Origin of the sequence: Sphingomonas sp., assembly GCF_035555815.1 — a bacterium.
Classification (GTDB): Bacteria; Pseudomonadota; Alphaproteobacteria; order Sphingomonadales; family Sphingomonadaceae; genus Sphingomonas.
In genome coordinates this window covers 1-16,735 of sequence record NZ_DATMGG010000063.1, presented here as the reverse complement: position 1 = coordinate 16,735, position 16,735 = coordinate 1, and the positions used below count along the sequence as shown (strand labels likewise).

Below are 16,735 nucleotides of genomic sequence, written 5' to 3'. Positions count from 1 at the left end.
CGGGCGGATCGGTCGAGCACATGAACGAGGAGGCCGGCGCGGTGTGGATGCACCGGCTGACCAACACCTATCCGGCGACGGTGTGGCTCAACCCGGTGCCCGAGGAGCAATGGGGCTATTCGCAGTCGGTCAAGATCATGCGCGAGCTGGTGAACGACCGCATGTACCCACTGACCCTCGCCGGGCTGGACGATGCGATGCGCGAGTTGAGCAGGAAGAAGTGACGCCGACCCCGGGTGGATGCGTCTAAAGCCGCTCCACCGCGCGCCGCATCCGGCGATAGACTTCGGGATTGCCCGGCGTGTCGGCGGCCTCGCCCGCCAGCACCATCAACCGCACCGCGCCGAAGCTCGCCGCCAGCCCCTTCAGGCGCAGTGCCGCGTCCTTCCAGCCGGCGTGGTCGCGGGAACGGTCCATCGCGTCGAGGTTTCCCTTCGCGCTGTCGAGGAACGCCTCGCGCAATTCGGCGATCAGCGCGGGCTCGTCGCCCACCGCCGCCGCCAGCGTCGCATCGATTGCACCGGGATCATAAGCCATGCCCCAGGGGCTAGGGGATGATGCTTAAGGAGAGGTTACGGCAGAGGCTTACGTAGCGCCCGGAACGTGATACATGTCCCAGAATGAGCGGGGGTTCGCGTATTTTGGGGTTGCGTCCGGAACAGGACGACGAAACGGCGTTGCCGCCGCACGATGAGCCTTGGCTCGACCCGGCGGCGGATGATTGGGTGGACGAACAACCCGCCCCCTCCCGGATCGCGCGCATCGTCGCGGTGGTGCTGGCGCTGGCCGCGATCGGCTGGGTCGGCGCGATGGTCTGGCTCGCGCGATCCGCCTTTCCGATGGCGCCGGTGGCGCTGGTCGAGTTCATCGGCGCGCTGTGCGTCCCGCCGCTGCTGGCGGCGACGCTCTATCTGCTGATCCTGCGTACCAGCCGGGCCGAGGCGCGCCGGTTCGGCGCGACCGCGCGGGCTATGCGCCGGGAAGCCGCCACGCTGGAGGAGCATGTCGCGGCGCTGTCCAACCGGATCGAGGCCAATCGCCGCGCGCTGGCGGAACAGGCCAACTCGCTGATCGCGATCGGCGACGCCACGGCGGAGCGGCTGCACGGCATCGGCGGCGAATTGTCGGCGGAGGCGCGAGTACTCGACACGATCGGCGCATCGCTGGTGCGGTCGGCGGAGACCACCGAATCGAGCCTGAACGTCGTGTTCAATTCGCTGCCCAAGGCGCAGGCGGAAACCGCCGGCATGGCCGCCGCGCTCAATGCCGCCGGGCTGGCCGCGAGTGAGAAGGCGGCGGAACTGAGCGGTCACCTCGCCACGCTGAGCGAGCGCGGGCGCACCGCCGACGATATCGCCAGCGGTGCCGCCGCCCGGCTTGCCGCACATATCGAGCGGATGGAATCGACCAGCGAGGCCGCCGCCGCGCGACTCGATGGCGCGGCGGACGAGATGTCGGCGGCGGTCGACGCGGTGCTTGACCGCGCCGCACAGGCGATCGACGAAGCGCGCAAGGGCATCGCCGCGCAAGGCGAGGCGATGCTGGCGATGCTTGGCGCCAGCCAGGCGGCGATCGACAAGGCCAGCAGCGAGAGCGCCGAGGCGCTCCAGCAGCGGCTCGACGCGGCGGAGGCGGCGATCGATCGCATCACCGCGCGGCTGGGCGAGGAACAGCACCGCACCGACAGCCTGTTCGCCAGCCTCTCGGTCGGGGTCGAGGGCGCGACCGGGCAGTTCGAGCGGCTCCACGCCGACGGGCTGTCGCGCAGCCAGGATCTGGCCGCGTCGATCAGCGCGCTGTCGGGATCGGCGGGCGCGATGACCGAGACGATGCGGATCGGCGAGAGCACCGCGCGCACGCTGATCGCCACCACCGAGGATCTGCTGACCGCGCTCGATGCGTCGACCCGCGAGATCGATGAGACCCTGCCAGAGGCGCTGGGGCGGCTGGAAGCGCGGATCGCCGCCAGCCGATCGATGGTCGGCGCGGCCAAACCGGAATTGCTGGCGCTGGTCACCGCGGCGGAGAGCACGCACGACGCGGTCAACGCGGTCGCCACGCTGGTCACAGCCGAGCGCGAAAAGCTCGCCCAGATCACCACGACGCTGACCGAGGCGCTCGACGCCGGGCATGACAAGGCCGCGACGATGGACGTGGTGGTCGACGAAGCGATCGCCAAGGCGCGCCGCTTTGCCGAGGATGCCGCGCCGCAGTTGGTCGACGCGCTCGCGCGTATCCGCGAGACCGCGACCAAGGCCGCCGATGGCGCGCGCGCGGTGCTGGGCGAGGTGATCCCCGACGCCGCCGCCTCGATCGAGACCGCCAGCGCCGACGCGGTGCGCCGCGCCTTTGCCCGCGCGCTGCCCCAGCCGCTCGACGAGCTGGCCGAAGCCTCCGAAAGCGCGGTGGCCGCGGCGACGCGCGCGTCCGAACGCCTGGCCCAGCAGCTGGCGACGATCAGCGAAACCACCGCCGAGGTCGAGGCCCGCATCGACGCCGAACGCGCCGACCGCGAATCGGCGAACCAGGACAATTTCGCCCGCCGCGTGTCGTTGTTGATCGAGGCGCTCAACTCCGCGTCGATCGACATCACCAAGACGTTCGCCAACGAGGTCTCCGACAGCGCGTGGGCCGCCTATCTGAAGGGCGATCGCGGGGTGTTCACCCGCCGCGCTGTGCGGCTGCTCGATTCGGGCGAGACGCGGGAGATCGTCCGCTTCTACGACAGCGACGGCGATTTCCGTGAGCAGGTCAACCGCTACATCCACGATTTCGAGGCGATGCTGCGCCAGATCCTTGCCCAGCGCGACGGATCGCCGCTGGGCGTGACGTTGCTGTCGTCCGACATGGGCAAGCTCTATGTCGCGCTGGCACAGGCGATCGAACGCCTGCGGACCTGATCGGCGCGCGGGCGGGGACCCGGTGCCGCAGTTGCCGCGATTCCCTCGACAGGTTAGCCCGAATGGATCCCCACCTGAGCGGGAAGAACGATCGCGGTCGAGGGGTCAGGCCTCGCCGGCTTCAGCCTGAAGATCGGCCAGCACCTGCTGGACGGATTCCATCGTGAACGGCTTGGCCAGCGCCGGGCGATCGCGGTGGCGGTCGACGATCGAATCGTTCGATCCCCCGGTCACGATCACAAAAGGCAAGCCGGCCGCGTCGAGCGCGTCGGCGACCGGCCAGCTTACCTCACCACCGCGCAGGTGGACATCGACGATCGCGCCGTCGAACCCTCCGGCCTCTACCGCGGCGAGCGCCGTCGCCACCGTGTCCGCCGTGCCCGCCGCACGCTTGCCCAGCGCGTCGAGAAAATCCTCGAGCATCATGGCGATGAGGGGCTCGTCCTCGACGATGAGGATTCGTTGCGACTGCGACATGGCTATATGCTCTATGCCATCCGCCGCGTCCCACCAACTTATTTCGCCGCGATCATGTCCCGCGTCGCTTCGGCAAGCTCTTGAACCGAAAAGGGTTTCGGAAGGAACGATACGTGATCGAGGTCGATCGACCGGCGTAGCTGCTCCTCGGCATAGCCCGACATGAACAATATCCTGAGCTTCGGATAGCGCGCGCGGGCGTGGCGGACCATCGTTGGCCCGTCCATCGTCGGCATCACCACGTCGGAAATCAGCAGGTCGGGCGCCGCGTCCATCCTGGCCAGCAGGTCCAGCGCAACCTCACCGTTTTCGGCGCTGACGACGTGATAGCCCTGCCGCACCAGCGCCCGCTCGGCGACCGCGCGCACCATTTCCTCATCCTCGACCAGCAGGATCGTGCCGGTGCCCCAGGTATCGGCGACCGGCGGCCTGGGCGCGGCGATCGCGGCGGCCGGCGACGCTCCCGACGACGCCGTCGCGGCATGGACCGGCAGGTAGATGGTAAAGGCGGCGCCGCCACCGCGCGGGCTCTCCGCGAAGATATAGCCGCCCGACTGCTTGACGATGCCATAGACCGTTGAAAGCCCCAAGCCGGTGCCCTTGCCCACTTCCTTGGTGGTGAAGAACGGCTCGAAGATCTTGGGCAGCACGTCGGCGGGGATGCCGGTGCCGGTGTCGGAGATGCGCAGCGCGGTATAGTCGCCGACCGGCAGCACGTCGTCTTCCATGCCGCGCACCTGCGACGCGGCGACCGCCATCGTCTCGATCGTCAGCGTGCCGCCGCCGTTCTGGTTACGCGCCAACATCGCATCGCGCGCGTTCACCGCGAGATTGACCACCACCTGCTCGAGCTGGCCCGGATCGATGCGGACGGGGCCGAGATTGCGGCCATGGTTGACGACGAGCTGGACGGTTTCGCCCAGCAGCCGCTTGAGCAGGTTCGACACTTCGGAGATCACGTCGGGCAGCTGGAGCACCTGCGGCCGCAGCGTCTGCTGGCGGGAAAAGGCGAGCAGCTGGCGGGTCAGTCCGGCGGCGCGGTTCGAGTTCATCTTGATCTGCTGGATGTCGTCGTAATCGCTGTCCCCCGGCGTGTGGCGCATCAGCATCAGGTCGCAGTGGCCGATCACGGCGGTCAGGATGTTGTTGAAATCATGCGCGACGCCGCCGGCAAGCTGGCCGACCGCCTGCATCTTGGTCGCCTGCGCGACCTGGTCCTTGAGCTTGCCCTCCTCGGCATTGTCCTTGACGCTCATCAGCACCGCCGCCTCGCCCAGCCCGCGCGCGCCGGCCAGGCTGATCTGGACCGGCTCGTCGGGGCGCTCGGCGAAGCGCACCGGCATCTGGGTCGAATGCGCGGCGCCCCCGGCGAAACGGCGGATGGCGTCCGCCAGCGCCGCCTTGTCGTCGCGCACCACCAGATCGCCCGGATAGAGCGGCGGAGCGGACGCCTTGACCCCGGTGATGCGGGTGAAGGCGTCGTTCATGTGGACGAACCGCCCCTCGCGATCGATCAGCGCGAGCGGGACGGGCAACAGCGCGATCAGGCTGCGGACGTGGCTGGCGGCGCTGGATCCGATCGCCGGCACCGCGATCTGCGGCTCCTCGTCCAGCAGGGTGACCAGCATCGGCGCGTCGTCGCCGTCGAGGAATGGCACCTGGAGCACCCGCAGCGGATTGCCGCCCAGCCCCTCGCGTTCGAACCGGACCAGCCCGGCGCTGTCGGTGATCAGGAACCGGGCGAAGTCGCGCCCCTCGATCGCGCCGTCCTCATTGCCCATCGCCCGCGCGCGCAGCACGCGGTTGGCGGCCCGCACCCGCCCATCGGGACCGAGCAGCGCCGCCATGATCCCGGCCGCCCCCAGCCGGTCGCCGTTGACCCCGGCGATCGTCGCCATCGCGGTCGCCACGATGTTGGTCGCGTCCGCCGCCTTGAATCGCCACAACAGCATCTCGTCGCCGATCCGCTCGACCATCACTTCGACGCGGTTGTCGCGAACCACCAGCACGGTGCGCCCTGCCCCGTCGCGCCATGCCGCACGGCCGGCGCCACCCAGCCGGGCGTTGTCGTCATCGGCGACGTTGAGGTTGGGCGGGGTCGGGTAGCCGCCGAACAGCGCCTCGTACCGATCGTTGGCGCAGACGATGCGTCCGGCGCGGTCGGTGACCGCCACCGCCTCCGCCGACGTCGCGGCGATGGCGTGGGCGACGCCCCAATCGGGCTCGACCGTCACCGCGGAAGTGCGCGGAAACAGGCGTGCGGCGGCGAACAGCACCGCCAGCACGATCAGCCCCGCCGCCGCGAACCCGGCGGCCAGCGTGCGATCGCCGACCAGGATCAGCACCAGCAGCGCGGCCGCCACCGTCGCCCCCGCCGCGATGGCGAGGGGCAAGGTGACGGACGCGGAATCGATCGATCCGGATGAGCGCGGAGAGGTGGCCATCACCCTCCTTGTCGGAGCGTTCGCGCGCCCGTCAAGCCATTGGCGATATTACCAGATGCGAACGCGGTCGGCCGGCGCCAGATAGAGCTTCTGCCCAGGTTTCGGCTTGAACGCATCGTACCACGGATCGAGGTTGCGCACCGTTGCCACCCGCTCCTGCCCTGGGGAATGCGGGTCGCTCAACAATTGTTGCCGCAGGATCGGCTCGCGATATTTGGAACGCCACACCTGCGCCCAACCGAGATAGAATCGCTGATCGCCAGTCAGGCCGCCCAACACCGGCGCCGGCTTGCCCTTCAGCGAGGTCTTGTACGCCTGATAGGCTACGGTCAGCCCGGCCAGATCGGCGATGTTCTCACCCAGCGTCAATTCACCCTGCACATGCTGGCCGGGCAGCGGCTCGTACGCGTCATATTGCTTGACCAGCCTGTCGGTGAACACCTTGAAGCGTTCAACGTCCTGCGGAGTCCACCATTCGGCCAGCTTGCCGCTCGGATCGTATTTGCGCCCCTGATCGTCGAAATGGTGGCTCAGCTCATGGCCGATCACCGCACCGATGCCGCCATAGTTGATCGCGGCGTCGGCGTGCGGATCAAAGAATGGCGCCTGCAGGATCGCGGCGGGGAACACCACCTCGTTCATCGGCGGGTTGGCATAGGCGTTGATCGTCATCGGCGTCATGAACCACTCGCCGCGATCGATCGGCTGACCCAGCTTGTCGCGTTGGCGCTTGTCCTCGAACGCACGCGACCGGATGACGTTGCCCACCAGATCGCCCCGGTCGATCGTCAACGCCGAATAGTCGCGCCAATGGTCGGGATAGCCGATCTTGGGCGTGAAGGCGGCGAGCTTGGTCAGCGCCTTCTGCTTGGTCTCCGGCGCCATCCACTCGAGGTTGCGCAACCGGTCGGCCATCGCCGATCGCAGGTTCTTGACCAGATCGTCGATCGCCGCCTTTGATTCCGGCGGGAAATAGCGCGCGACATAGTCCTTCCCGACCGCCTCGCCCATCTGCGCGCTGACCAGGTTGACGCCGCGCTTCCACCGCGGCTGCTGCTGCGGCTGGCCCGACAGGGTGGTGCCGTTGAAGGCGAACGCCGCCTGCTCGAGCTTCGAATCGAGATAGGGCGCAAAGCTGTCGAGCACGCGCACGGTGTAGAAATCGCGCAGCGTCTCGACCGGCGTATCGGCCCAGATCCTGGCCTCGGCCGTCACCGCGCTGGGTTGCGCGACGATGTAAAAGGGCTGCGCCGGCAGTTCGAGCGCGGTCAGGAACGCCGCCCACGGATAGCCCGGCGCCTTCGCCTCGAAATCGGCGGCGGTCCAGCGGTTGTACGTCTTGTCCTCGTCGCGGCTTTCGATGCGCGTCCAGTGGCCAGCCGCGATCGCCTTTTCGAGCGCGAACACCGCGTCGGCGCGCGCGGCGGCATTCGGCTCGCCAGCCAGCGTCAGCAACTGCGTCAGATATGCCTTGTACGCGGTGCGGATGCCATCCAGCTTCGCATCATCCTTCAGGTAATAATCGCGGTCGGGCAACTTCAGCCCGGCCTGCCCCAGCGCGACGACATAGGTGTCGGGGTCCTTCGCATCCTGGATGATCCCCAGGCCGAACAGGCCGGTGATGCCGATATGGTCGAGCTTGCCGGCCTCAGCGATCAGCGCCGCCTTGTCCCGGGCGCCGGCAATGGCGGTGAGGATCGGCTTGACCGGGGTGATCCCCTTAGCGTTGGCCGCCGCCTCATCCATGAAGCTGGCGTAATAGTCTCCGATCTTGCTGCCCGACTGCTTGCCCGCATCCTCCAGGATCGAGCGGGTCTGCGTCTGCGACAGGTCCTGGAGCACGTGGAACATGCCATAGGACGAACGATCCGCCGGAATCTGGGTCACCTTGTCCCAGTTGCCGTTGCCGTAATCGTAGAAATCGTCACCCGGCGCGATCTTCTGGTCCATGCCGGCGGTGTCGAGGCCGAACGCCCCGATCTTGGGCGCGTCGGCGCGCGAGGCCGGCGCCGACTGCGCATAGGCACCCGCCGCAACGGCGGTGCCGGCAAGAAGAATCGTGGCGAGAATGGGAAACCGCATGGCTGGGCCTTTCGTGCCGAAAAGGGGGATTTTGGAGAGCGATCCGGGATAGGCGACTGTATTCATTGGCGCCGCGCCGCGTCAACGCGGTAAGGAAAACGCTAGCGGTTGTGGCGCCGCCGCCACTTGCGCACGGTGCGCCACCGCCAGAACAGCGCGCTGCCGAAATAGCCGACGACGGCCAGCACCAGCGTGATCGTCAGCAGCCCCAGCGCGGTCGCCGGCCCGGCTTCCGCCACCAGCCAGCGCAGCCAGCCGGCATCGGCCGCCGCCTTCACCGTGCCGCCGGCGCCGCTGTCGATCCGCAGCAGGAACCGGCCGACCCAATAGGCCGCTACCCACAGCGGCGGCGTCGTGACGGGATTGGTGATCAATGTGGTCAGCGCGGCGGCGGGAATGTTCGCGCGCAGCGGCAGGGCGAGGATGGCGGAGGCCGGAATCTGGCCCATCGGCACCAGCACGCCGGTGACCATGCCCAGCGCGACGCCGCGCGGCACGGATCGGCGCGTAAATCGCCACAGCGCGGGATCGAGCACACGGTGGGCGACGGGGCGAAGGAAGCGATTGGCCTCGATGCTCTCGCGGGTGGGCAGGTTGGCGGCGATCCAGCGCGCGAGCCAATCCTTGCGCCGTGGCGCCTCCTCCGGCTCAACCACGGTCGCGCAGCAACCTTCCCTGCTCGCGCTTCCAGTCGCGTTCCTTGATCGCGTCGCGCTTGTCATGCGTCTTCTTGCCCTTGGCGAGCGCAAGCTCGACCTTGGCGCGCCCGCGTCCGTTGAAATAGACGCTCAGCGGCACCAGGGTCATCCCCTCGCGCGCCACCGCGCCGTGGAGCTTGTTGATCTCACGCTCATGAAGCAGCAATTTACGGGGCCGCTTCGGCTCGTGGTTATAGCGGTTGCCGTGGCTGAATTCGGGGATGTTGGCGTTGACCAGCCAGGCCTGCTCGTCGCGAATCTCGGCATAGGCCTCCGCGATCGACCCCTCGCCAAAACGCAGGGACTTCACTTCCGTCCCGGTCAGCGCCAGCCCGGCTTCGTAGACGTCCTCGATGAAATACTCGAAGCGCGCGCGCCGGTTCTCGGCGACGATCTTGGTCTTTTCGAATTGGGGGGGCTTGGGACGGGGCATCGATCAGCGCCATGTAGGGGGCCGGATCGGCGAAGGAAAGGGACCGCGTGCGCCGATCGGATCAGACCAGCCCGGCGAACGCCAGCGCCGCATCGACCGACGCGCGGCTGTCATCGGATGGCGGAGTCATCGGCAGGCGCAACTCGGCCGGAATCTCCGGCTTCAGGCGGTTGAGCGCGTATTTGACCGGCCCCGGCGAGGCATCGCTGAACAGCGCCGCGTGGAGCGGGAACAGCCGGTCGTGGATCGCCAGCGCGGTGGCATAGTCGCCCGCCGCCGTCGCCGCCTGGAAATCCGCGCACAGGCGCGGCGCGACATTGGCGGTGACCGAGATGCAGCCGACGCCACCGGTGGCGTTGAACGCCAGCGCCATGTCGTCGTTGCCCGAAAGCTGGGCGAAGTCCGCGCCGCACGATCCGCGATGCTGCGACACGCGCGGGATGTCGCCGCTGGCATCCTTGATCGCGACGACCGAGGGCAGTGCCGCCGCCAGCCGAGCGACGGTTTCCGGCTTGATGTCGGTCACCGTGCGGCCGGGAACGTTGTAGAGCACGATCGGCAGGTCGCACGCCGCCGCCACCGCCTCGAAATGACGAAAGATGCCCTCCTGGTTCGGGCGGTTGTAATAGGGCGGCACCATCAGCGCGGCGTCGGCGCCAGCCGCCTTCGCCGCCTGGATGTTGGCGATGGCGACGCGGGTGTCGTTCGATCCCGCCCCGGCGATCACCGGCACCCGGCCGGCGGCAACCTCGACGCAGACGCGGACGACGCGGAAATGCTCCTCCATCGGCATCGTCGCGGATTCGCCGGTGGTGCCGCACGGCACCAACGCTTTCGACCCTTCAGCAATCTGCCATTCAACCAGGGTGCGATATGCCCCTTCATCAAACATGCCGTTGCGGAACGGCGTCACGAGCGCTGGGATCGATCCGGAGAACATTTGCGGTGAATAACATTCCAGAGGTGAATTGCGGGCTGGCAGATACGTCGGGATTCCGTATCATGTCCAGCATGCTCGGGTTGTTTTCCAAGGGCGCGTTGTTGCTTGCCTGCGTATCCGGTGCCGCCGTCGCGGCCGGGGTGCACCAGCGTGCCGGGCCGCAGCAGCTGCTGCCGCCACAAATCTACAACGGCGCGCCGACGCCGGTCACCGCCCCTTCCGGGCCGGTATCGCCCCCACCCCAGACCTACACGCCACAAGCGTACACGCCCGCGCCGGCATCCGAAGCATCGTCCGCCGCGCTGCTGTCGACCATCGACCAGTGGAAGCAGCTTCAGCAATCGGACGGGCTGGGGTTCACCACCTACGCCAATTTCATCCTCGCCCATCCCGGCTGGCCGGGCGAGACCAGCCGCCGCGCGGTGGCGGAAAGCTCGGTCGGCGACGGCAGCGAGGCACCGGCGCTGACGGTGCGCTTCTTCGATCGATTCCCGCCGCTGACCGCCGCTGGCCACGTCCGCTACGCCGTCGCGCTGGCGGCGACCGGCGCGCCCGATCGCGCCGCCGATCAGGCGCGCAAGGCGTGGCGCCGGGGCTCGCTGCGTCCCTCGGATGAAACCTTGCTGCTCTCCCGCTTCTCCAGCGCCTTCGGTCCCGAGGATCAGGACGCGCGGATGGACATGTTGTTGTGGCAGGGCGCCACCACCGCCGCCCAGCGCCAGATCGTCAATACTTCGCCTGCGCGTCGCCCGGTGTTCAGCGCGCGGCTCGCCTATCGCACCAAGGCCCCCGACGCCATGGCGCGCGGCGCGGCGGTGGAGGGCTTTGCCCAGAACGACGCCGGCTTCCTCGCCGATCGCGCCACCTGGCTGCGCGACAGCGGCGCCAGCCCGACCGCGCGTTCGCAGCTCGCCCGGCAGCACGCGATCGCGATCCCGCCAGCCAACGCCGAGAAATGGTACGAAGTGCTGCTCGTCCACGCCCGCGGCGCGGCGGCCGACGGCCAGTATCAATCGGCCTATGATATCGCGCGACAGGTCGACGACGCCTATCCACAAGGCACCGACGTCAGCCTGCGCCCGCTGGGCGAACGCGACGACTATACCAGCCTGACCTGGCTGGCGGGCCAGACCGCGCTCAAGAACCTGGGCCGGCCACGCGACGCCATCGGGATGTTCGATCGCTATGCGCGCGGATCGCGATCGCCGACCACCCAGTCAAAGGGACTTTATTGGGCCGGCCGCGCCGCCGAGGCCGCTGGCGACCGGTCGTCGGCGAACGGCTATTACAAGCGCGCCGCCGACTTCTCCGATCTCTATTACGGCCAGCTTGCCGCCGAACGGCTCGGCCAGTCGTTGCGCGCGCCCGCGCCGATCGGCACGGTGGACGTCGCATCGTCGGCTCGCGCCGCTTTCGCCAGCAAGGAAACCGTCCGCGCCGCGCGCCTGCTGGGCAGCCAGGGCCGGTGGGAAGATCAGGGCGCCTTCGTCCGCCAGATCGCCGCCGACGCGAGCACCGACACCGACCACGCGCTCGCCGCCGAACTCAGCCGCTCGATCAACCGGCCCGACCTGGGCGTGATGGTCGGCCGTTCGGCGCTGCAGAACGGGCTGAGCGACTATACCGCCGCCGGCTATCCCAGCGTGCCGGTGCCCGCCGCCAGCAACGATTACTGGACGATCGTCCACGCCATCGCGCGGCAGGAAAGCCAGTTCAACAAGACCGCGATCAGCCATGCCGGCGCGCGCGGGCTTCTCCAGCTGATGCCCGGCACCGCCCGCGAACAGGCCGGCAAGCTGGGCCTGGGCTACAACGCCGCATCGCTGACGTCGGATACCGACTACAACATCCAGCTCGGCTCGAGCTATTTCGCGCGGATGTATGCGCTGTACGGTAGCTATCCGCTGGCGGTCGCGGCGTACAACGCCGGGCCGGGCAATGTGAACAAGTGGCTGCGGGCCAATGGCGACCCGCGCACCGGCGGGGTCGACGTGATCGAATGGGTCGAGAACATCCCGATCTACGAGACGAAGAACTATGTGCAGCGCGTGCTGGAAAATGCGGTGGTCTATGATCTGATGAATCCGCAGCACGCCCGCAGCAAGGGGCCGGCCAACATCAGCTGGTATCTGGGCAAGCGCACGCCGGGCTGATTCCACCGCGCGCCGGAATGTCGTAGGCACCGGCGATGGACCGCCCCAACTACATCACCCCGGCCGGCTATGCCGCGCTCAGGGCCGAATATGACGTGCTGCTCGCCGGCGAACGGCCAAAGCTGGTCGAGACGATCGCCTGGGCGGCGGGCAACGGCGACCGGTCGGAGAACGGCGACTATATCTATGGCCGCAAGCGGCTGCGCGAGATCGACCGGCGGCTCGGCTGGCTGTCGAAGCGGATGAAGGCGGCCAAGGTGATCGATCCCGCCGTGCAGGAAGATCGCGCCCGCATCTGGTTCGGCGCGCAGACGACGATCGTCGATGCGGACGACAGGGAACGGACGCTGACGCTGGTCGGCGACGATGAGGCCGATGCATCCGCCGGGCGGATCGGCTGGAACGCCCCGCTGGCGCGGGCGCTGCGCGGCGCGGGCGTCGGCGACGTCCGCCGCGTCACCCTGCCCGCGGGCGACCGCGAATATGAGGTGCTGGCGATCGCCTATCCAGCAACCGATCGTTTCGTCGCATCCGATTGACCGGCCGGCGCCGGCGTGAAACCATGCGCGCCTGAAACGACCCGGAGAGTGACGATGCCGATCCCCGCCAGCTGGTCCCCCCGCGTGCTCAGCATCCTGCGCATCGTCGCGGGGCTTGGTTTCCTCCATCACGGCACCTCGAAGTTCTTCGGCATCCCGCCGTTTCCGATGCCGCTCACCCCGTTGCTGACGACCGCCGGCGCGCTCGAGCTGGTCGGCGGCGCGCTGATCGTGGTGGGATTGTTCACCCGGCCGGTCGCCTTCGTCCTGTCGGGGATGAGCGCGGTCGCCTATCTGATGGTCCACGCGCCGCAGGGATTCTTCCCCTCGGTCAACGCCGGCGAGCCGGTGATGCTCTACGCCTTCATCTTCCTCTACCTCGCCGCGGCGGGCGGCGGGGTTTGGAGCCTCGACACGACGATGCGGCGCGCGGCATGAACGGTGATCCGCCTGCCCGCAATATCGCGCTGCTGATCGATGCCGACAACGCCTCCCCCGCCACGCTCGATCCGGTGCTGACCGTGCTGGCGGAGCTAGGCACGGTCAACATCCGCCGCGTCTATGGCAACTGGTCGAAGCCCGCGCTGAAGGGCTGGCGCGACATGACGGTGAAGCACGGCATCGAGCCGCAGCAGCAGTTCGACCTGACCAAGGGCAAGAACGCCACCGACATGAAGATGACGATCGACGCGATGGACCTGCTGTTCCGCGGACGGGTCGAAGGGTTCGGGATCATGTCGTCGGACAGCGACTTCATGCCGCTGGCGATGCGGATCCGGCAGGACGGGTTGCCGGTCTACGGATTCGGCACGTCGAAGACGCCCGAGGCGTTCAAGCAGGCCTGCACCCGCTTCATCGATACCGGCGCGCTTAAGGCCGAGGCGGCGAGCGCCGCGCCGCCCCCGCCGCCGACGCCCGATCAACAGGGCAAGGGCGGGATCGACGCCGAGCTGATCAAGTTGCTGATCGACGCCTATGATTCGGTGAAGCGCGATGAAAAGGGCTATGTCGCACTGTCGGCGATGGGGCAGCTGGCCGGCAACCGATCCAGTTTCGACGCGCGCAACTATGGCTTCAAGCGGCTGAGCGACCTGATTCAGGCGGTGCCCAATTTCCAGACCGAGCGCCGCGCCGATGGGCGGCTGTTCGTGAAACGCATCCGCTAAGCTACTGAAAAGCTAACGATCGATCTCCGTTCGTCGTCAAATTGTAACATCTCGCGCCGAATATTGCCCCTTGCGCGCCGGACTGCGTCGCCCCCCTCTCCCCTGCCCGATTCCGCGCGATACGGGTTTTGCGGGACCGATCGCGTGGATCGGCCCCGTGTGCGCGGGGATTGCAATGCAGATGGAACAACAGATGCAACGGCTGCTGGTGAGCGGGCGGGTGCAGCAGGTCGGCTATCGTGACTGGATGGTGCGCAAGGCGCAGTCGCTCGGCATCACCGGCTGGGTCCGTAACCTTACCGATGGCCGGGTCGAGATGGTCGCGGCGGGCGAGGAACAGGCGCTGGCCGCCTTTGTCGAAGCGGGGCGCGAGGGGCCGCGGCTGGCCCGGATCGACGCGATCGACGTCCATCCGGCGTCCGAACGGCCGATGAAGGGATTCACCAAGCGGTTCACCGCATAAGGCGCTGCGACAGGGGAGCGGCCGGCCCGGACCGCTCCCCTGTCGCACCGATCCGCCCGAGCCCGGCGCAGGATCTCCCCGGGATGGGCGACCAGCGCGTCAAGCGCCGCCGCCGCTCCCTATCGTATCGCGTTCCCCATCACCGCCCGGTCGCCCGCGGATACCCCGCATAAGCGGCGGGCGGTGTCATCCGGTCAGCGCGTCAGCTTCTTGTACGCCAGCGCGGTCGGTCGGTCGGCGGCATCGCCCAGACGGCGGCGCTTGTCCTCTTCATAGGCGTCGAAATTGCCCTCGAACCATTCGACATGGCTGTTGCCTTCGAACGCGAGGATATGGGTGGCGAGACGATCGAGGAAGAAACGATCGTGGCTGATCACCACCGCGCAGCCGGCGAAATTCTCGATCGCCTCCTCCAGCGCGCCCAGCGTCTCGACGTCGAGATCGTTGGTCGGTTCGTCGAGCAGCAGCACGTTGCCGCCGCGCTTCAGCATCTTGGCGATGTTGACGCGGTTGCGCTCGCCGCCGGACAGCTTGCCGACGTTCTTCTGCTGATCCTGCCCCTTGAAGTTGAATGCGCCGACATAGGCGCGGGTCGACTGGTCGTGCCCGTTGATCTTCATGTAATCGAGCCCGTCGGAGATTTCCTCCCAGACGTTCTTGCTGTCATCCAGGTGGTCGCGGCTCTGGTCGACGTAGCCCAGGCGGACGGTAGACCCCATCTCGATCTTGCCGGTGTCGGGCGTCTCCTGTCCGGTGATCATCCTGAACAGCGTCGACTTGCCGGCGCCGTTCGGGCCGATCACGCCGACGATGCCGCCGGCCGGCAGCGTGAACGACAGGTTCTCGAACAGCAGCTTGTCGCCATAGGCCTTCGAGATGTTCTCGACCTCGATCACCTTGCCGCCCAGCCGCTCGGGCACCTGAATGACGATCTGCGCCTTGCCGGGGGTGCGGTTGTTCTGCGCTTCGACGAGCTGCTCGAACTTGGCGATACGCGCCTTCGACTTGGTCTGGCGGGCCTTGGCGCCCTGCCGGATCCATTCCAGCTCGTTGCGGATCGCGGTCTGGCGGCCCGATTCCTCGCGCTCTTCCTGCTCGAGACGCTTCGACTTCTTTTCCAGATAGGTCGAATAATTGCCCTCGTAGGGGAAGTATTTCCCGCGATCGATCTCGAGAATCCAGCCGACCACATTGTCGAGGAAATAGCGATCGTGGGTGATCATCAGCACCGCGCCGGCATATTCCTTCAGGTGGTTTTCCAGCCAGCGAACGCTCTCCGCGTCGAGGTGGTTGGTCGGTTCGTCGAGCAGCAGGATCGACGGTTTCTGGATCAACAGACGGGTGAGCGCGATGCGGCGCTTCTCGCCCCCTGACAGATTTTCGACCGGCCAGTCAGACGGTGGGCAGCGCAATGCCTCCATCGCCACTTCGAGCTGATTGTCGAGCGTCCAGCCATCGACCGCGTCGATCTTGCCCTGAAGCTCGCCCATCTCCTCCATCAGCGCGTCGAAATCGGTGTCGTCCTGGGGATCGCCCATCTCGGCCGAGATCGCGTTGAAGCGATCGACCATGTCGGCGACCTCCCGCGCGCCGTCCTTGACGTTTTCCAGGACGTTCTTGGTCGGGTCGAGCTGGGGCTCCTGCGGCAGATAGCCGACGGTGATGTTCTCACCCGGCCACGCCTCACCGGTGAAATCGGTGTCGATGCCGGCCATGATCTTCATCAGCGTCGACTTGCCGGCGCCGTTGGGGCCGACGATGCCGATCTTCGCACCCTGATAGAACTGGATGTTGATATTGCTCAGCACCGGCTTCGGGGCACCGGGGAAGGTCTTGGTCATGTCTTTCATGACAAAGGCGTATTGCGCGGCCATGGCGGCGTGGAACTCCGTCGGAAAAGGGTTATCGGGCGGCTGGAAATGCGAAGCGCGATGTAGCGATCCGCCCCCCGACTTGCAAACCTGCCGACTTGCAAACGCGGCGGGCACCGATAGCTATGGGTTTATGCGCATCGCTCCCCTGCTCGCGGCCGTCGCCGCCGTCGCCTTGATCCCCCAGCCTGCCACCGCCCAGAGCCGCGACCCGAACGGGGCGGCACCCGGCGGCGGGGTCGATCCCCATGTCGCGAAACTGCGCGACGCGGCGCTCAGCGACGACCTCGCCTGGGACATCACGGAGGGACTGACGACCGAGGTTGGCCCACGCCTGGCCGCGACCGAGGCGGAGGCGCGGGCACGGACTTGGGCGGTGGCGAAGCTCAAGGCGCTGGGCTTCAGCAACGTGCGGATCGAAACCTATCGGATGCCGGTGTGGCTGCGCGGCGAGGAGACGGCGGAGGTGATCGCCCCCTATCCGCAAAAGCTGCGGCTGGCGGCACTGGGTAATTCGGGCGCGACCCCGCCGGGCGGGATCACCGCCGAACTGGTCTATTTCCCCACCT

Annotated in this window: 14 protein-coding genes and 2 pseudogenes; 8 read left to right on the top strand and 8 right to left on the bottom strand. The window is 67.7% G+C overall.

Going from position 1 to position 16,735, the window contains the following annotated elements; translation table 11 throughout:
* Positions 1–224: pseudogene (locus VNR91_RS03600) on the top strand (VWA domain-containing protein); the annotation flags it as partial.
* A 22-nt stretch (positions 225–246) separates the two neighbouring features.
* Here VNR91_RS03600 and VNR91_RS03595 read toward each other — a convergent pair.
* Positions 247–537 (bottom strand): Hpt domain-containing protein, encoded by a 291-nt coding sequence (locus tag VNR91_RS03595; protein ID WP_325489422.1) that lies wholly within the window; start codon positions 535–537, stop codon positions 247–249.
* 188 nt (positions 538–725) lie between these two features.
* On the opposite strand from VNR91_RS03595, the gene VNR91_RS03590 reads away from it, so the two are divergent.
* Positions 726–2,900, top strand: a complete 2,175-nt coding sequence (locus tag VNR91_RS03590) for a hypothetical protein (RefSeq protein WP_325489421.1) — start codon at positions 726–728, stop codon at positions 2,898–2,900.
* 105 nt (positions 2,901–3,005) lie between these two features.
* On the opposite strand, the gene VNR91_RS03585 is transcribed toward VNR91_RS03590, so the two are convergent.
* From VNR91_RS03585 to dapA, 6 genes are all read right to left on the bottom strand, one after another.
* Positions 3,006–3,377 carry a response regulator gene (locus tag VNR91_RS03585; RefSeq protein WP_325489420.1) on the bottom strand — a complete coding sequence of 124 codons (372 nt, stop codon included), beginning with the start codon at positions 3,375–3,377 and terminating at the stop codon, positions 3,006–3,008.
* A gap of 38 nt (positions 3,378–3,415) precedes the next feature.
* On the bottom strand, positions 3,416–5,821 hold the full coding sequence (locus VNR91_RS03580; protein ID WP_325489419.1) for a hybrid sensor histidine kinase/response regulator: 2,406 nt from the start codon (positions 5,819–5,821) through the stop codon (positions 3,416–3,418).
* A 48-nt stretch (positions 5,822–5,869) separates the two neighbouring features.
* Entirely contained in the window at positions 5,870–7,903 is a 2,034-nt protein-coding gene (locus VNR91_RS03575; RefSeq protein WP_325489418.1) for a M13 family metallopeptidase, read from the bottom strand.
* Positions 7,904–8,004: 101 nt separating this feature from the next.
* The gene (locus VNR91_RS03570; protein WP_325489417.1) at positions 8,005–8,559 is read right to left on the bottom strand and encodes a DUF2062 domain-containing protein; all 555 of its coding nucleotides are present in this window, start codon (positions 8,557–8,559) and stop codon (positions 8,005–8,007) included.
* Entirely contained in the window at positions 8,552–9,034 is a 483-nt protein-coding gene (gene smpB, locus VNR91_RS03565) for an SsrA-binding protein SmpB (RefSeq protein WP_325489416.1), read from the bottom strand. Before smpB ends, VNR91_RS03570 begins: the two co-directional genes overlap by 8 nt.
* A gap of 61 nt (positions 9,035–9,095) precedes the next feature.
* The gene (gene dapA / locus VNR91_RS03560) at positions 9,096–9,974 is read right to left on the bottom strand and encodes a 4-hydroxy-tetrahydrodipicolinate synthase (RefSeq protein ID WP_325489415.1); all 879 of its coding nucleotides are present in this window, start codon (positions 9,972–9,974) and stop codon (positions 9,096–9,098) included.
* A gap of 71 nt (positions 9,975–10,045) precedes the next feature.
* On the opposite strand from dapA, the gene VNR91_RS03555 reads away from it, so the two are divergent.
* The 5 genes from VNR91_RS03555 (at position 10,046) to VNR91_RS03535 (ending at position 14,295) form a co-directional block, all read left to right on the top strand.
* Positions 10,046–12,127, top strand: coding sequence for a transglycosylase SLT domain-containing protein (locus VNR91_RS03555; RefSeq protein ID WP_414712370.1), 2,082 nt, complete (start codon positions 10,046–10,048; stop codon positions 12,125–12,127).
* Positions 12,128–12,162: 35 nt separating this feature from the next.
* Positions 12,163–12,666 (top strand): GreA/GreB family elongation factor, encoded by a 504-nt coding sequence (locus VNR91_RS03550; RefSeq protein ID WP_325489413.1) that lies wholly within the window; start codon positions 12,163–12,165, stop codon positions 12,664–12,666.
* A gap of 54 nt (positions 12,667–12,720) precedes the next feature.
* Positions 12,721–13,104 (top strand): DoxX family protein, encoded by a 384-nt coding sequence (locus VNR91_RS03545; protein WP_325489412.1) that lies wholly within the window; start codon positions 12,721–12,723, stop codon positions 13,102–13,104.
* Positions 13,101–13,832 carry an NYN domain-containing protein gene (locus VNR91_RS03540; RefSeq protein ID WP_325489411.1) on the top strand — a complete coding sequence of 244 codons (732 nt, stop codon included), beginning with the start codon at positions 13,101–13,103 and terminating at the stop codon, positions 13,830–13,832. Before VNR91_RS03545 ends, VNR91_RS03540 begins: the two co-directional genes overlap by 4 nt.
* 175 nt (positions 13,833–14,007) lie before the next feature.
* Positions 14,008–14,295 (top strand): acylphosphatase, encoded by a 288-nt coding sequence (locus VNR91_RS03535; RefSeq protein ID WP_325489410.1) that lies wholly within the window; start codon positions 14,008–14,010, stop codon positions 14,293–14,295.
* A 194-nt stretch (positions 14,296–14,489) separates the two neighbouring features.
* On the opposite strand, the gene ettA is transcribed toward VNR91_RS03535, so the two are convergent.
* Positions 14,490–16,169 (bottom strand): energy-dependent translational throttle protein EttA, encoded by a 1,680-nt coding sequence (gene ettA / locus VNR91_RS03530; RefSeq protein ID WP_325489409.1) that lies wholly within the window; start codon positions 16,167–16,169, stop codon positions 14,490–14,492.
* Between the two features lie 130 nt (positions 16,170–16,299).
* Between ettA and VNR91_RS03525 the strand changes: the two are divergent.
* Positions 16,300–16,735, top strand: a pseudogene (locus tag VNR91_RS03525) (peptidase M28 family protein); the annotation flags it as partial.

Bases quoted from the DNA above. Each gene is read 5' to 3' on its own strand.
- VNR91_RS03535 (WP_325489410.1), top strand. From the start codon at position 14,008: ATGCAGATGGAACAACAGATGCAACGGCTGCTGGTGAGCGGGCGGGTG.
- VNR91_RS03575 (WP_325489418.1), bottom strand. From the start codon at position 7,903: ATGCGGTTTCCCATTCTCGCCACGATTCTTCTTGCCGGCACCGCCGTT.
- VNR91_RS03585 (WP_325489420.1), bottom strand. From the start codon at position 3,377: ATGTCGCAGTCGCAACGAATCCTCATCGTCGAGGACGAGCCCCTCATC.
- dapA (WP_325489415.1), bottom strand. From the start codon at position 9,974: ATGTTCTCCGGATCGATCCCAGCGCTCGTGACGCCGTTCCGCAACGGC.
- VNR91_RS03545 (WP_325489412.1), top strand. From the start codon at position 12,721: ATGCCGATCCCCGCCAGCTGGTCCCCCCGCGTGCTCAGCATCCTGCGC.
- VNR91_RS03580 (WP_325489419.1), bottom strand. From the start codon at position 5,821: ATGGCCACCTCTCCGCGCTCATCCGGATCGATCGATTCCGCGTCCGTC.
- VNR91_RS03595 (WP_325489422.1), bottom strand. From the start codon at position 537: ATGGCTTATGATCCCGGTGCAATCGATGCGACGCTGGCGGCGGCGGTG.
- VNR91_RS03550 (WP_325489413.1), top strand. From the start codon at position 12,163: ATGGACCGCCCCAACTACATCACCCCGGCCGGCTATGCCGCGCTCAGG.
- VNR91_RS03555 (WP_414712370.1), top strand. From the start codon at position 10,046: ATGCTCGGGTTGTTTTCCAAGGGCGCGTTGTTGCTTGCCTGCGTATCC.
- ettA (WP_325489409.1), bottom strand. From the start codon at position 16,169: ATGGCCGCGCAATACGCCTTTGTCATGAAAGACATGACCAAGACCTTC.
- smpB (WP_325489416.1), bottom strand. From the start codon at position 9,034: ATGCCCCGTCCCAAGCCCCCCCAATTCGAAAAGACCAAGATCGTCGCC.
- VNR91_RS03540 (WP_325489411.1), top strand. From the start codon at position 13,101: ATGAACGGTGATCCGCCTGCCCGCAATATCGCGCTGCTGATCGATGCC.